At 71.6% G+C, this 13,837-nt stretch carries 16 protein-coding genes; 7 read left to right on the forward strand and 9 right to left on the reverse strand.

Annotation, left to right across the window (positions count from 1 at the left end):
• Positions 1-77 precede the first annotated feature (77 nt).
• Together CITRI_RS0110965 and CITRI_RS0110970 are read right to left on the reverse strand one after the other, a co-directional pair.
• Positions 78-1,079 carry a zinc-dependent alcohol dehydrogenase family protein gene (locus tag CITRI_RS0110965; protein ID WP_010144851.1) on the reverse strand — a complete coding sequence of 334 codons (1,002 nt, stop codon included), beginning with the start codon at positions 1,077-1,079 and terminating at the stop codon, positions 78-80.
• Positions 1,080-1,103: 24 nt separating this feature from the next.
• Positions 1,104-1,538, reverse strand: a complete 435-nt coding sequence (locus tag CITRI_RS0110970; RefSeq protein WP_010144853.1) for an OsmC family peroxiredoxin — start codon at positions 1,536-1,538, stop codon at positions 1,104-1,106.
• 223 nt (positions 1,539-1,761) lie between these two features.
• Here CITRI_RS0110970 and CITRI_RS0110975 point away from each other — a divergent pair, with 223 nt between their 5' ends.
• Both CITRI_RS0110975 and CITRI_RS0110980 read left to right on the forward strand, forming a co-directional pair.
• A complete protein-coding gene (locus CITRI_RS0110975) occupies positions 1,762-2,247 on the forward strand; it encodes a pyridoxamine 5'-phosphate oxidase family protein (RefSeq protein ID WP_010144854.1) in 486 nt (161 codons plus the stop codon).
• Positions 2,248-2,330: 83 nt separating this feature from the next.
• On the forward strand, positions 2,331-2,783 hold the full coding sequence (locus tag CITRI_RS0110980; protein ID WP_010144855.1) for a GNAT family N-acetyltransferase: 453 nt from the start codon (positions 2,331-2,333) through the stop codon (positions 2,781-2,783).
• A 110-nt stretch (positions 2,784-2,893) separates the two neighbouring features.
• Here CITRI_RS0110980 and CITRI_RS0110985 read toward each other — a convergent pair whose 3' ends face one another.
• The gene (locus tag CITRI_RS0110985; protein ID WP_010144856.1) at positions 2,894-3,808 is read right to left on the reverse strand and encodes an NADP-dependent oxidoreductase; all 915 of its coding nucleotides are present in this window, start codon (positions 3,806-3,808) and stop codon (positions 2,894-2,896) included.
• Positions 3,809-3,925: 117 nt separating this feature from the next.
• On the opposite strand from CITRI_RS0110985, the gene CITRI_RS0110990 reads away from it, so the two are divergent.
• Entirely contained in the window at positions 3,926-4,390 is a 465-nt protein-coding gene (locus tag CITRI_RS0110990; RefSeq protein WP_010144857.1) for a pyridoxamine 5'-phosphate oxidase family protein, read from the forward strand.
• A 287-nt stretch (positions 4,391-4,677) separates the two neighbouring features.
• Positions 4,678-5,880: a YbfB/YjiJ family MFS transporter gene (locus CITRI_RS0111000; protein ID WP_010144858.1), complete on the forward strand. Its 1,203-nt coding sequence runs from the start codon at positions 4,678-4,680 to the stop codon at positions 5,878-5,880.
• 103 nt (positions 5,881-5,983) lie between these two features.
• On the opposite strand, the gene CITRI_RS17435 is transcribed toward CITRI_RS0111000, so the two are convergent.
• From CITRI_RS17435 to CITRI_RS0111015, 3 genes are all read right to left on the reverse strand, one after another.
• Positions 5,984-6,793, reverse strand: coding sequence for an SDR family oxidoreductase (locus CITRI_RS17435; protein ID WP_010144860.1), 810 nt, complete (start codon positions 6,791-6,793; stop codon positions 5,984-5,986).
• Positions 6,794-6,830: 37 nt separating this feature from the next.
• Positions 6,831-7,523 (reverse strand): hypothetical protein, encoded by a 693-nt coding sequence (locus CITRI_RS18480; RefSeq protein WP_141566079.1) that lies wholly within the window; start codon positions 7,521-7,523, stop codon positions 6,831-6,833.
• A gap of 96 nt (positions 7,524-7,619) precedes the next feature.
• Positions 7,620-7,982, reverse strand: a complete 363-nt coding sequence (locus tag CITRI_RS0111015; RefSeq protein WP_010144862.1) for a DoxX family protein — start codon at positions 7,980-7,982, stop codon at positions 7,620-7,622.
• Between the two features lie 137 nt (positions 7,983-8,119).
• Here CITRI_RS0111015 and CITRI_RS17445 point away from each other — a divergent pair, with 137 nt between their 5' ends.
• Positions 8,120-9,397, forward strand: coding sequence for a patatin-like phospholipase family protein (locus tag CITRI_RS17445; protein ID WP_010144863.1), 1,278 nt, complete (start codon positions 8,120-8,122; stop codon positions 9,395-9,397).
• A gap of 39 nt (positions 9,398-9,436) precedes the next feature.
• Here CITRI_RS17445 and CITRI_RS0111025 read toward each other — a convergent pair whose 3' ends face one another.
• Both CITRI_RS0111025 and dnaB read right to left on the reverse strand, forming a co-directional pair.
• The gene (locus tag CITRI_RS0111025) at positions 9,437-10,195 is read right to left on the reverse strand and encodes a M50 family metallopeptidase (protein ID WP_010144864.1); all 759 of its coding nucleotides are present in this window, start codon (positions 10,193-10,195) and stop codon (positions 9,437-9,439) included.
• 43 nt (positions 10,196-10,238) lie between these two features.
• The gene (dnaB, locus tag CITRI_RS0111030) at positions 10,239-11,615 is read right to left on the reverse strand and encodes a replicative DNA helicase (protein WP_010144865.1); all 1,377 of its coding nucleotides are present in this window, start codon (positions 11,613-11,615) and stop codon (positions 10,239-10,241) included.
• Between the two features lie 620 nt (positions 11,616-12,235).
• Between dnaB and CITRI_RS0111035 the strand changes: the two genes are divergently transcribed.
• Complete coding sequence (locus CITRI_RS0111035; RefSeq protein WP_010144866.1) at positions 12,236-12,679, forward strand: DUF1801 domain-containing protein; 444 nt, start codon at positions 12,236-12,238, stop codon at positions 12,677-12,679.
• Entirely contained in the window at positions 12,669-13,283 is a 615-nt protein-coding gene (locus CITRI_RS0111040) for a class I SAM-dependent methyltransferase (protein ID WP_010144867.1), read from the forward strand. The genes CITRI_RS0111035 and CITRI_RS0111040 overlap by 11 nt, the downstream gene beginning before the upstream one ends.
• An 85-nt stretch (positions 13,284-13,368) precedes the next feature.
• Here the strand turns inward: CITRI_RS0111040 and rplI are convergent, their stop codons facing one another.
• Positions 13,369-13,833 (reverse strand): 50S ribosomal protein L9, encoded by a 465-nt coding sequence (gene rplI, locus CITRI_RS0111045; RefSeq protein WP_010144868.1) that lies wholly within the window; start codon positions 13,831-13,833, stop codon positions 13,369-13,371.
• Between the last annotated feature and the right edge of the window lie 4 nt (positions 13,834-13,837).

The raw sequence follows: 13,837 nt of genomic DNA on the forward strand, positions 1-13,837 counted from the left end.
AGGTGTTTCCTCCCGTCCCACGGCCTCGGTCCGGGCCGGTACCAGCACCGCTACCGGCCCGGGCGATGGTTCCCCGGCTATGCCACCCGCAGCACCGCCGCGCCGGTGACACGGTCCCCGGCCAGGTCGGCGAGCGCCCGGTCGGCCTGTTCCAGCGGGTAGGTCACGGTGGTGGGCCGCAGCGGGATGCGGGCGGCCAGCCGCAGGAACTCCTCACCGTCCTGACGGGTGTTGGCGGTGACGCTGCGGACCTGCCGCTCCTGGAACAGGTCCGAGGCATAGTGGAGCGCCGGGATGTCGCTGAGGTGGATGCCGGCCAGGGCGAGCGTCCCCCCGCGGTCCAGGGCACGCAGTGCCAATGGCACCAGGTCACCCGCCGGGGCGAAGATGATCGAGGCGTCCAGGGGCACCGGCGGCATCTCCCGGGACTCGCCCACGAAGTCGACGCCGATCTCACGCGCCAGCTGCCGGCCCTTCTCCCCGCGGGTCATGACGTACACCTCGGCCCCCTGGTGCAGCGCCACCTGGGCGGCCAGGTGCGCCGAGGCCCCGAAGCCGTAGATCCCGAGCCGCCCTCCCGGTGGCAGGTCCGCCCGTCTCAGCGACCGGTAGCCGATGATCCCCGCGCACAGCAGCGGGGCGGCCTCCTCGTCCGTGAAGGCCTCCGGGAGCTCGTAGGCATAGGCCTCGGGGACCACGGCCAGTTCGGCGTACCCGCCGTCGTCGTCCCAACCGGTGAAGCGCGGGGTGAGGCACAGGTTCTCGGCGCCCCGGCGGCAGAACCGGCAGCGACCGCAGGTGTGCCGCAGCCAGGCCACACCCACCCGGACGCCGACGGTTAACCGCTCACACCCGGGACCCAGGGCGGTGACCTCACCGACGATCTCGTGGCCGGGCACCACCTCGGGCCGGTGCAGGGGCAGGTCCCCCTCGACCACGTGCAGGTCGGTGCGGCACACCCCGCACGCCAGGACGCGGACGAGCACCTCGCCCGGGCCCGGCTCGGGGTCCGGGCGCTCACCGAGGCGCAGCGGCTCGCCGGTCACCGGCCCCTGCGCGGCCACCCACCAGGCGCGCATCGTGAGTTCCCCGGACCGGACCGGTCAGGCCAGAGTGGCCTTCAGGGTGATGTTCTTCACGGCCGCGAGCGCCTGGGACACGGGGCACTGGTCCTTGGCCTCGCCGGCGATCCGCTCGAAGTCCGCTGCTGAGATCCCCTCGACCTGGCCGTTGACCGCCAGTGCGATGCCCGTGATGCCCTCCCCGGCCACGAAGGTGACCTCGGCGGTGGTGTCCAGCTGGGTCGGGGCGGTGCCGTTCTCCTTGAGCATGTTGGCGAACTGCATGCTGAAGCAGGTGGCGTGGGCGGAGGCGATGAGCTCCTCCGGGGTCGTGGTGCCGCCGGACTCCTCGCCGCGGGACTTCCAGGCGACGTCGAAGGTGCCGACGTTGGAGGTCTCGAGCGTCGTGGTGCCGGAGCCGGTGAACAGGTCACCCTTCCACTGCGTGCTGGCGGTGTTGACGATGGGGCGCGGCATGATTCCTCCTGGTGGTCGATGCTGGGGTCATGGCCTGCTGGACCCCTGGTCGCCACCGTAACGAGAACCGGCCGCGGATGTCAGGGGGTGTCGCCCGACGTCCGGTGGACGGCCGGCCGCCCACCCTGTGGTCACCCCTTGTCCGTCCGGCCTCGGCGGACCAGAGTGGAACCACGAGGGACGGCCCCACCAGCTGCCGTGGACCCGCGACGAGGAGGACCGGATGACCAATCACCAGAGCCGCACCGACGACCTGAGCGAGGACGCCTGCTGGGCGCGGTTGCGCACCGGGGAGGTGGCGCGGCTGGCCGTCATCGTGGAGGACCATCCGGAGATCTTCCCCATCAACTACGTGGTGGACCACGGATCCCTGGTGTTCCGCACCGCCGAGGGCACCAAGGTCCATGCCGCCCTGTCCACCTCGCGGGTGGCCGTGGAGGTCGACGGCGTGGACGCTCCGGAGGAGGGTGCCGGGACGCCGGCCGCCCACGCGTGGAGCGTCGTCCTGAAGGGCACGGCGGAGCAGATCACCGCCACGGACGAGCTCATGGACACCACCGAGCTGCCGTTGACCCCGTGGCAGACGGGAGCCAAGGGCAAGTTCGTGCGGATCAGGCCCACACAGGTCACGGGGCGCCGGTTCCCGGTGACCTCGCCGGAGGAATGGCGCACCTCGGTCTCGGGCGCGCCCCACGCCTCGGACGAATGACCCCGGCGGGGCGTCCCGGTCCGGCGGCCCGTGATGGTGCCCCTGTTGCGGCCCGCCTCGCGCCCCGGACGGGCCCGACGGCGGTGAGCCGGGCAGGTGCCGACCGGGCCGACGACGTGGGCCGGCTCCTGTGCGACTTCAACACCGAGTTCGGCGCCCCGACGCCCAGCGCCCGCGAGTTCGCCGCGCGCTTCACACGGTTGCTGCCGCGCGACGACGTCCTGGTCCTGCTGGCCGGGGATCCGGCGGAACCGGCCGGCTTCGCCTACCTCACCTGCCGTCCGTCCCCGTACTTCGACGGGCCGCTGATGCAGCTCGAGGAGCTCTACGTGGTCCCGGCGTTGCGCGCCCAGGGCGTCGGCACCGCCCTGATGCGGGATATCCTGCGCCGTGCCGGCGAACTGGGCTGCGGCGAGATCCACATCGGCGTGGACGAGGTCGACGTGGATGCCCGCCGATTCTACGAACGGCACGGCTTCTCGAACCGCGATGCCGGTGCGGACTGCCGGATGCTGTTGTACCTGCGTGAACTCTGACCCACCCCGTCCGGGTTGAGAGGACGCGTCCGTGCGGGGCCCACAGCTGCGCGGTCCTCTCGATCCGGACAGTCGGAGGGCACCGGTCCGGCCCTGGTCCCGGCGGTGGTTCAGGCGAGCACCACGACCTTCCCGGCCGCGTGCCCGGTCTCGACGGCGGCGACGGCCCGCTCCGCATCGGCCAGCGGGAAGCGTCCGGTCACCACGGGGGCGAACCGCCCGGCCGCCACCAGCGCGGCGACCTCCGTGAACACGGCAGTCGTGCGCCGCCGGATCACCCCGGACCCGCCCAGCGCCTCGGCGCCGGGGACATCGGCGACGCTGCGCAGGGCACCGACCCGGCGCAGCAGGGGTGCGGCCTCGGCCAGGGCCTGCCCGCCGACCGCGTCGATCACGGCGTCCACCCCCTCGGGGGCGAGGTCGCTCACCCGGTCGGTCCAGCCGGGTCCCTTGGCCACGTGCACCGACCCGAGCCCGGTCACCACGTCCCGCTTGGACTCCGAGGCCACCCCGAGCACGCGCAGGTCCCGGTCCCGGGCGAGACCGCAGACGCACGTGCCCACCCCGCCGCCGGCCCCCAGCATCAGCACGGTGGCCCCGGCCGGGAGGCTGAGCTCGTCCAGGGCGTCGTACGCGGTCCCCGCAGCCACCGGGATGCAGCAGGCCTGCTCCGCGGCCACGCCGTCGGGGATGCGGGCCGTCCCCGCCGCATCCAGCAGGACGTGACTGGCCAGCGCTCCGGTGCCGGCCGCCGTCGCACCGAAGACCCGCTGCCCGGGAGCGAACCCGGTGACGTCCGGGCCGGTTCCGAGCACCACCCCGGCGACCTCGCGGCCGAGCGCCATGGGGAAGCGCACCGGGATCCGGCCGGTACGCAGGCCGTTGCGGACCTTGATGTCCGCCGGGTTCACCCCCGCCGCCGTCATCTGCACCAGGACCTGGCCGGGTCCGGGCGTGGGGTCCTCCTGCTCGAGGTGTTCCATGACCTCCGGGCCGCCGTACTGCTGGAAACCGAACATGCGCATGGGACCAGTCAAGCATCCCGCGGTGACCAGCACTTGTGCTCGGTCACGGGGCGCGGCCCAGAATGGTCCGAGTCAACCGGCCGTCCCGTCGTGGACCGGTCGCGCCGAGGAGGACCGATGACCGAGCAACCCGCCGCCGAGGAGCACCTGTCCGAGGACGCCTGCTGGGAGCGCCTGCGCCAGGCACCCGTGGGACGGCTGGGGGTGTGGGTCCAGGACCATCCGGAGGTCTTCCCCGTGACGTTCACCGTGGACGGCCGGACGATCCTGTTCCGCAGCGGGCCGGGGACGAAACTGGACGCCGTGCTGTCCGGGACGCCGGTGGCCTTCGAGGCGGACGCGCTGGAGGCCACCACCTCCATCGTCTGGAGCGTGATGGTCAGGGGTAGGGCCGAGCAGATCACCCGGTCCGTGGAGCTGATGGAGACCGGGGACCTGCCGTTGAGGCCCTGGCACCCGGGCGACAAGACGGCCCTCGTCCGGATCACCCCGACCGAGGTCACCGGACGGCGGTTTCCCATCGCCGACCCGGAGTGGTGGCGGTCCGTCGCCGCCGACGTCCGCCGGCCGGAAGAGGACTAGGCTCGAGCCTGGCCACCGGCCCGCGGGGCCCACCGCTCAGTGCCCGATGTACAGGCCCACGGCCACCGACTCACGCAGCAGGTGGGCCTTCCCGTGCTCGCTGACCTCCTCAGCCGGTGAAGGAGGGTGGTCGGCGACCATGGGCCGAGTCCATTCACCAGCGGAACCCCCGGGAATCCCTGACGGTCCGGACGAGCCACCGGCCGGGTGAGCGCGGACGGCACCGCGTGCGGGTCACGGACGGGCGATCGACAGGGTCCGGACTCCCCCGCTGTTAGCGTCGGGCCATGACCGAGCCCCGACCCTCCCGCGCGCTCTGGACCGCACTCGGGCTCGCGGCCGGGCCGGCTTCGGCCTTCGCGTTCGCCCGGTTCGCCTATGCGGTGCTACTGCCGCCCATGCAGGCGGACCTGGACTGGTCGTATGCGACGGCGGCCCTGCTCAACACCACCAACGCCGCCGGGTACCTGCTCGGTGCCGTCCTGGCCGCCCGCGTGGGACGGGCGCTCGGGACCCGCCGGGCCTTCCTCACCAGCATGCTGGTCACCGCCGCGGCGCTGGGCGCCTCAGCGCTGAGTTCCCTGCTTCCGGTGCTGCTCGTGCTGCGGCTGGCCGCCGGGATCTCCGGGGCGGTGACCTTCATCCTCGGGGCGGCGCTGACGGCGGCCCTGGCCTCCCGGCTCGACGGGCCGCACACCGCGCACCGCTCTGCCCTGCTGATGGGGATCTACGTCTCCGGTGGCGGCATGGGCGTGGTCGTGACCGGCCTGCTGCTGCCGGCGGCTCTGGCCTGGTTCTCCCCGGAGTCGGGCTGGCGCGTCGGCTGGGCCGCCCTGGGCGTGGCGGGCGTGGCGGCCTGGATGATCGCCACGCCGGCCGCGCGTCGGGCCCCGACCCCGCCCCCACGCCGGGCCGGCTCGCGCGCACCGGTGCGCACCCTGCTCCCCCTGCTGGCCGGTTACACCCTGTTCGGCGCCGGGTACATCGCCTACATGACCTTCATCGTGGCCCTGCTGCGCGGTCAGGGTGCCGGGGACCTGGAGGTGGCCGTGTTCTGGATCGTGCTGGGCCTGGCCGCCATGGTCGGTGGGTTCGCGTGGTCTCCGGTCGTCGGCGCGCTCACCGGGGGCCGGGCCCCGGCCCTGCTCATGCTCGTCGTCGCCCTCGGGGCGGGGCTGCCCCTGCTGGCGGACCACCCGGTGCTCTCGCTCGGATCGGCCGTGCTGTTCGGCGGGACGTTCCTGGCGCTCGTCGGCGCGGTCACGCACGCCGCCCAGCGGATCCTGGACCCTTCGCAGGTCACGGACGGCATCGGCACCCTGACGACCGGCTTCGCGATCGGCCAGTCGATCGGTCCGGTGCTGTCCGGGGTGGCCTCGGACTCGGCCGACGGCGTGCAGGCCGGGCTGGCCCTGTCCGTGGTGATCCTGCTGGCCGGAGCCGCGGTCTTCCTCGGCCAGCGCCCGCAGGCGGCCCACGCCGGGGCCTGAGGACCGGCGGGCGCCGGGAGGGGCAGGCCAGCCGCTGAGGGGCAGGCCAGCCGCTGAGGGGCAGCTCAGCCCCGGACAGGCAGCTCGGCCGCTCCGGCGCAGGTCAGGGGCGCCGCCAGTCGTCGCCCTGCAGGTGTGATCCGGCCATCGGCCCCATGGTGAGCATGCCGCCGTCGACTGCCCAGGACGCGCCGTTGACGTACCCGGCGTCCGGGCCGCACAGGAAGGCCACGACGGCGGCGACCTCCCGGGCGTCCCCGGGCCGGGCGACGGGGATCCCGGGACGGTGCTTGCCCTCGAGGACGGACTCGTCCTCCTGACCGGTCATCGGGGTGGCGATCTCCCCGGGCGCCACCGCGTTGACGGTGATGCCGTGCTCGGCCAGCTCGAGGGCGGCGACCTTGACCAGCAGCCCCAGGCCACCCTTGGCCGCGCAGTACGGTCCGGCCCCCACCCGCGGGGCGTGCTCGTGGACGGAGGTGATGGCCACGATCCGTCCGCCCGCACCGGCGGACACCATGTGGCGTGCGGCCGCCTGGAGGCAGCAGAACGCGCCGTCCAGGTCCACAGAGATCACGTGCCGCCAGTCCGGGTAGTCCATGTCCAGCAGCCGGGTCGCGGTGCCCGTCCCCGAGCACATCACGAGGGTGTCGACGCCACCCATCTCCTCGGCCAGCCCGTCGATGACCCGGGTGCCCTGTGTCGGGTCGGCCAGGTCGAGCTGGCGCACGTGGGCGGTGCCGCCGGCGGCACCCACCTCGGTCGCGGTGGCCTCCGCACCCTCGCGGTCCTCGTGCCACGTGATGCCGATGTGACGTCCGGGGGCGGCCAGTGCCACCGCCGTGGCCTTCCCGATGCCGGAATCGGCTCCCGTGATGATGATCCTGCGGGGATGTACGGCGGACTCAGTCATGGTTCCTCCTGGTACGGATCGGTACGGTCCGGCGAGGCTATCCCAGCTGGTGCCGGAACGGCACGGTGAAGTCGAAGGCCCCCGGGCCGTAGACGGCCCGGTACCGCTCGATCCAGTCCGGCAGCAGCCACACCCGGTGCAGGAACTGCACGTGCTGCGGCTGCCGCTTCATCGCCCAGGTGGCGAACACCAGTTCGGCGAGGTCGGACTCGATCAGGTAGGTGCACTGGCCGGCCGGCGTCATCCCCAGCATCCCCAGTCGTCCCGGCTCGACCATGTGGCACTCCAGGATGCTGCCCCAGTCCCACCAGAGGAGGCTGGTGGGCGTCCTGAGGTAGAACCCGAACTGGTTGACGCAGAGCATCCCGCCCTCGAGATGGTGCCAGGACGGCTGCGCCGCCCGGGCGGCGGCAGCCCGCCGTCGGGCGTTCCCCACGGCCCGGCCGAGGGCTGCCCCGGCGGTGATCGCCAGGCCCCCGCGGCCGGTGGCGAGGAAGAAGCCGCCGTCATGGGCGTAGGACCCGTCCCCGCGCGCCTCCAGCGAATACACCGAGAACGGGGCGACGGCGACGATGCGGTTCTCCGGGTACGTCCCACCGACCGCGAAGTCCACGGGCACCGGGAGGATCTGGTCGAACTCGCCGTGGGCGTGGGCATGGATGACCTGTGCCGTCCGCAGCAGCATCCGGTCCCGCTGCGACCACCCCGCTCCTGCGCCGTCGACCCCCATGTCAGCCACCCTAGGGGGGAGAAGCGGCACGCGTCGACGTTGTCCACAGGGCCCCTGGCCTTCCCGGAGCGGGAGTCCCGGCCGCCTTCCGGCGGCTCAGCCCCTCGCGGCGTAGGCGACCAGTGCGCCGGCGAGCCCGAGGTTCTTGAGGAACTGGATCCGCTGCGGGACTCGCCGGGCCGTCTCGGTCTCCTTCCAGAACGGGTGCCCGACCATCGTGGTGGCGAGCATCGACAGGCTCAGGCCGCCGGCCGCGGCCCGGGGCAGCACGCCGAGCGCCAGCGCCGTGCCCCCGGCGGCCATGGCCACCCCGTTCGCGCGCACGGCGAGCTCCGGTTCGGGGATCCCGGCCTGCTCGACGAGCGCCACCCGGCCACCCGGCTCCTTGGCGGCCTCGTAACCGAGCCAGACGAACGGTGCGGCGAGCGCGGCGCGGCCGAGGAACTGAACGGCATTCATGGGGACTTCCTTCTCTGGACGGCAGGGGTGCGGGCCGGTGCCCGGACGGCACGGCCTCCAGCCACGGTAGCCCGCCCGGCGTGTCCTGGCGCGACACTGCGAGGGGACCGGACACGATCACCCCTACGATCGGGGATGTGACCTCCCAGAGACGCCGCGTCGCGATCGCCTGCCAGGGCGGTGGCAGCCACACCGCCTTCACGGCCGGGGCCCTGTCCCGGTTCCTGCAGCCAGATGTCCTGGCCGACCACCAGGTCGTCGGCCTCAGCGGTACCTCGGGAGGTGCCATCTGCGCGGCGATCGCCTGGTCGTCGCTGCTGCACCGCCGGCCCGGGGATGCCGAGCACCTGCTCCGGCGGTTCTGGACGGCGAACAGCGCGTCGAGCTGGCCGGACCAGGTCGTCAACGCGATGGTCCTGTGGGGCCAGCGGTTGTCCGAGACGGTGGCCGTCCCGGTCATCAGCCCCTATCTCAACGCCGGCGCCGTGTGGAGCTCCGATCTCCTGCGGCGGCTGATCGACCAGACCGTGGACCTGGGGGCCGACCAGGAACTGGCCGCCGCCTCGATCAGTGACCCGATGCTCCTGGTCGGTGCCGTCGACGTCCTCAAGGGCGTGTTCCGGACCTTCGACAGCCGCGACGGCGAGATCTCGACGGACGCCATCCTGGCCTCGGCCGCCATCCCCACGATCTTCCGCTCCGTCCGCCTCGGCCGGAGCGTGTACTGGGACGGCCTGTTCTCCCAGAACCCCCCGGTACACAAGCTGCTGGACTCCGAACCCGACGAGATCTGGGTGATCCAGGTCAACCCCTCGCAGGTCGAGGACGAGCCCACGACCGTGGGGGAGATCGCGACCCGCCGCAACGAGCTGTCCGGCAACCTCTCCCTGTACCAGGAACTCGGCTTCATCGAACAGGTCGACAAGTGGCTGGCCGACGGCACCATCCGTTCTCACCGGGTCCGGCACATCACGGTGCGCATCCTGGAGATGCGGCGCACGGACGCCACTCGCGCCTGGGGCCACGCCAGCAAGCTCAACCGGGACCCCGCGTTCATCGACGAGCTGATGGAACTGGGTCGGCACCAGGCACAGGACCAGGTGGACGCCATGGCCCTGGAGCGCGCGTGGGGCGACGAGGACCGCGCACCGGGCTCGCTCATGAGCCGGTTCCAGCCCGGCGCGGTGGTCTCGAGCACCCACCCGCTGGCACCCCTGGACGCGACGGCGGACCCCGAACGGATCCGGGGGTTCCTGGACGAGTTCGGCCTGCGGGTCGAGACGAGCCGTGCCCGGGTCTGCGAGGACGGTGCCCGCTGGACCGTGCACTCGGTCTCGGACCGCAGGATCAGCGCCCGCGTCCGGGCCTTCTTCGACGAGGGGCGCATCGCCCGGATGACCGTCTCCGAGGACTGATCCCCCGGGGTGGCCCGCCCGACTGTCCGGTGATGCCCCTCAGGCCGGGGGTCCCGGCGGACCCCACGGCCAGAGCAGCCACCCTCCGGCCAGGAGGCAGCACGCGCAGAGGAGCCAGAAGAGTCCGGTCCACAGCGCCGCCGGGACCCCGGTCAGCCGGGCCAGCTGGTCGACGTCGCTGTCCAGGCCACGCCGCGAGCCGACCGCCCGTCCCAGGCCCCGGCGCCCGGACCGGCGTCGCTGGCGCTGGAGTTCCACGACGGCCCGGGGCGCGCAGAGCAACAGCGACCACGCCACCACCTGTGCGACCGCGGAGAGGACGAGGGGCGAGGCCGCCCAGGACAGCCCGGCGACGGCCACCCCGGTGACGAGCACGACCCACAGCCCGTAGAGGTTGCGCACCAGCAGCAGCATCAGCGCGCAGAGCAGGACGAAGGACCAGAGCCAGGCGGCGGCGTAACCGGCGCCCGCGAGCCACGCGCCCGCGAGCCCGACGACGGCCGGGGCCGGGTACCCGGCGGCCAGCATCAGCACCATCCCGGGACCCCGGGGACGGCCCCGGGACAGGGTCACCCCGGAGGTGTCCGAGTGCAGGCGGATGCCGCTGAGCCGACGACCCGAGAGCACCGCCACCGCGGCGTGTCCTGCCTCGTGCGTGAGCGTGGCCAGGTGGCGGACCACCCGGTAGCCCACCGGGCTCCAGGCGAGCAGGAGGGCGAGGCCGGCCATGGCCAGGGCCAGCGGCCAGTCCAGGTCCGGCTGGGTGCTGGTCACGCGCTCCCAGAGCCCGGTCAGCACGTGGGCGCCGGCGTCCTCCGCGAGGGGCCGGGAAGGCGGTCCATCAGAAGCCCCCGGCGTCGGGTGCCATGTTCGAGAACCGCGAGTAGTGGCCCTGGAAGCCGACCACGATGGTCTTCGTCGGACCGTTACGGTGCTTGGCGACGATCAGGTCGGCCTCGCCGGCGCGCGGGGACTCCTTGTCGTAGATGTCCTCGCGATGCAGCAGGATGACCATGTCGGCGTCCTGCTCGATGGACCCGGACTCACGCAGGTCGGAGACCTGGGGCTTCTTGTCCGTGCGCTGCTCGGAGCCACGGTTCAGCTGGGACAGGGCGATGACCGGAACCTGCAGCTCCTTGGCCAGCAGCTTGAGGGCGCGGGAGAACTCGGCGACCTCCTGCTGGCGGGACTCGACCTTCTTGCCGGAACTCATCAGCTGCAGGTAGTCCAGCACCACGAGCTTGAGGTCGTGCTTCTGCTTCAGCCGACGGCACTTGGCGCGGATCTCCATCATGGACATGTTCGGCGAGTCATCGATGAAGAACGGCGAGTCGTTCAGCCGGCCGACGGTGGCGGCGATCTTGGACCACTGCTCGTCGCGGATGGTTCCCTTGCGCAGGTCCTGCAGGGCGATCGTGGCCTCCGCGGACAGCAGGCGCATGGCGATCTCGTTCTTGCCCATCTCGAGGGAGAAGAACACGGTGGTCATGTTGTGCTTGATGGCCGCCGAGCGGGCGAAGTCCAGCGCGATCGTGGACTTGCCGACGGCGGGGCGCGCGGCGATGACGATCATCTGCCCGCCGTGCAGGCCCTGGGTCAGCTCGTCGAACTCGTAGAAACCGGTGGGCACACCGGTCATCCCCTCGCCCTGGGATCCGGCGGCCTCGATCTCGTCCACGGTGTGCTCGAGGATCCCGGAGAGGGGGACGTAGTCCTCGGACTGGCGGGTCTCGGCGACCTTGTAGACCTCGGCCTGGGCCTCGTTGACGATCTCCTCGACCTCACCGTCCTGCTGGTAACCCATCTGGACGATCTTGGTGCCGGCCTGGACGAGGCGGCGCAGGACACCCTTCTCGCGCACGATCTCGGCGTAGAAGCCCGCGTTCGCCGCGGTGGGCACGGACTGGACGAGTTCGTGCAGCACGGCCGGGCCGCCGACGCGGGCCAGCTCCTGGCGCTTGTTGAGCAGGTCCGCGACCGTGACGGCGTCGGCGGGCTCACCGCGTCCGTACAGGTCGATGATCGCCTCGTAGATCATCTCGTGCGCCGGCTTGTAGAAGTCGTTGCCGCGCAACAGCTCCACGACGTCCGCGATCGCGTCCTTGGAGAGCATCATGCCCCCGAGCACCGACTGTTCGGCGACGAGGTCCTGCGGGGGAAGGAGGTTGGCCCGCGAGGAGCCGGTGCCGTCGGTGGAATCGAAATGCTCGAATGCCAAGTAGTTGATTCCCTTCCCTATGACCGGACGGCCCGGCAACTCCCCGCGGTGCGGTGTCCCTAGGAGCCCGTCGCACCGGGATCCCGATGCGACGGACTCCCCAGGCGATGCCAGCCGGATGTGCGCCGTAAACCTTAGCCAATACCCGGCTCGTCCTGTGGGGGTACCACGTGAGACTACTCGCCCGCGGAACCCCGCTCAAGCACGATGTCCACAACTTCTGTGGATAACGTGTGGATTCACCGGGATGTGGTGTGCACAGAGTGGGGAAAACTCTGGGGATGCGCGCCCACCTTCGTCCACAATCCCCATTTGACAAGGGCGTTCTCTCTTCCAGCCCTGTGGATAGAAATGAATTTCGCTGGGGATTACTGCTGGGGAACTAGCATCCCGGTCCCGCAAGACGCAACTTCGCCCGCCAGTTCTTCACAGTTATCCACAGACTATCCACACGTTTTGTAATTGCCGTTGTAGCCGACCACGCGCTCTCGGCGCACCTCCTGGACGTCCCTGGTTCACCGGGGTGTCACGTTCGTCACCCTGTCGCCGGGTGGGTGATCCGGGGCACCGGTCCCCCGCTTCACATTCCCTCGGCGACACCGGGCTGGAAGGATGGCCGGATGACGTCCTACGAGAACACGACGAAACCCACCGATGTCCCGGTGGAGGAGTTCATCTCCCAGGTGGAACACCCGGTCCGCAGGACCGACGCGGAAGTCCTGGACGAGATGTTCAGGAGGGTCACCGGGCAACAACCGGTCATGTGGGGGCCGTCGATGGTCGGTTACGGCCAGTACCACTACGAATACGACTCCGGGCACAGCGGTGACGCGCTGGCCGCCGGGTTCTCTCCCCGCAAGACCAACCTGTCCCTCTACGGGCTGGTCACCCAGCCGGAGGCCCCCGCGCTGCTGGACCGACTGGGCAAGCACAAGCTCGGCAAGGCCTGCCTGTACGTCAACAAGCTCGCCGATGTCGACCTCGGGGTGCTCGAGGAGCTCATGCGCACCGGTTACCGGTACGTCACCGAAGAACTGGACCAGGAGCCTCGTCATGGCGCATGAACACTTCGACACCGCCGCCGAGACCTGGGACCTCGAACCGGGCAAGGCGGACGAGGCACGCCGGCTGGCGGACGCCATCGCCACCCGGTTGGCCCTCACTGGCCGGGAACGCCTCCTGGAGTACGGGGCGGGCACCGGACTGGTCTCCCAGGCGCTCGTGCCCCACGTCGGCTCCGTGACCCTCGCGGACAGCTCCGAGGGGATGCGCCGGGTGGCCGCGGACAAGGTCGCGCACGGCCTGCTGCCGGCCGGCACCCGGGTCTGGGACCTGGACCTCGAGGCAGGCAGCACCCCGGACGAACGGTTCGACCTGATCGTGGCCAGCCTGGTGCTCCATCACGTCCACGACATCCCCCGGGTGCTGTCCGGGTTCCGCACGCTGCTGGAACCGGGCGGACACGTGGCGATCGCCGACCTGGACACGGAGGACGGGTCCTTCCACGCCCACCTGCACGACTTCGACGGCCATCCGGGCTTCGACCGTCACCAGCTGGCCCAGTGGCTCGTGCGGGGCGGATTCGAGGACGTCTCGGTCGAGGACTTCACCACGATCGACAAGGACGGCACGTCCTTCCCCGTCTTCCTGGCCACCGCCCGGGGGTGAGCGGTCGGAGGTGAACGCGCAGAGGCCGGCCGGCTCCCCGAGGGGAACCGGCCGGCCTCTGCGGATGCAGAAGGTGACTAGGAGGTCACTTCTTCTTGGTCTTGGCGGCGACGACGTCCAGGTCGATCACGGCCAGGACGTCCTCGTGCAGGCGGACGTGCGCCTGGTACCGGCCGAGCGCCTTGATGGCGGTCGGCAGGGTCACGGTGCGACGGTCGATGCTGCCCAGGCCGGAGGCCTCGACAGCCTCGGCCACGTCCGCGGCCTTGACGGCACCGAACAGGCGGCCACCCTCACCGGCGGTCACCTCGAGCTTGACGGGCGTGCCCTGCAGCTTCGCGGCGAGGGCCTGTGCCTCCTCGAGGGACTTCACGGCGCGGGTCTCGCGAGCGGTCTTGATGGACTCGACCTGCTTCTCCCCGCCCTTGGTCCACAGGGTCGCGAAACCGCGCGGCAGCAGGTAGTTGCGGGCGTAGCCGTTCTTGACGTCGACGACGTCACCGGCGGAGCCCAGGCCAGTCACTTCCTGGGTCAGAATGAGCTTTGCCATCTGT

Source organism: Citricoccus sp. CH26A (assembly GCF_000224415.1).
Lineage (GTDB): Bacteria > Actinomycetota > Actinomycetes > Actinomycetales > Micrococcaceae > Citricoccus.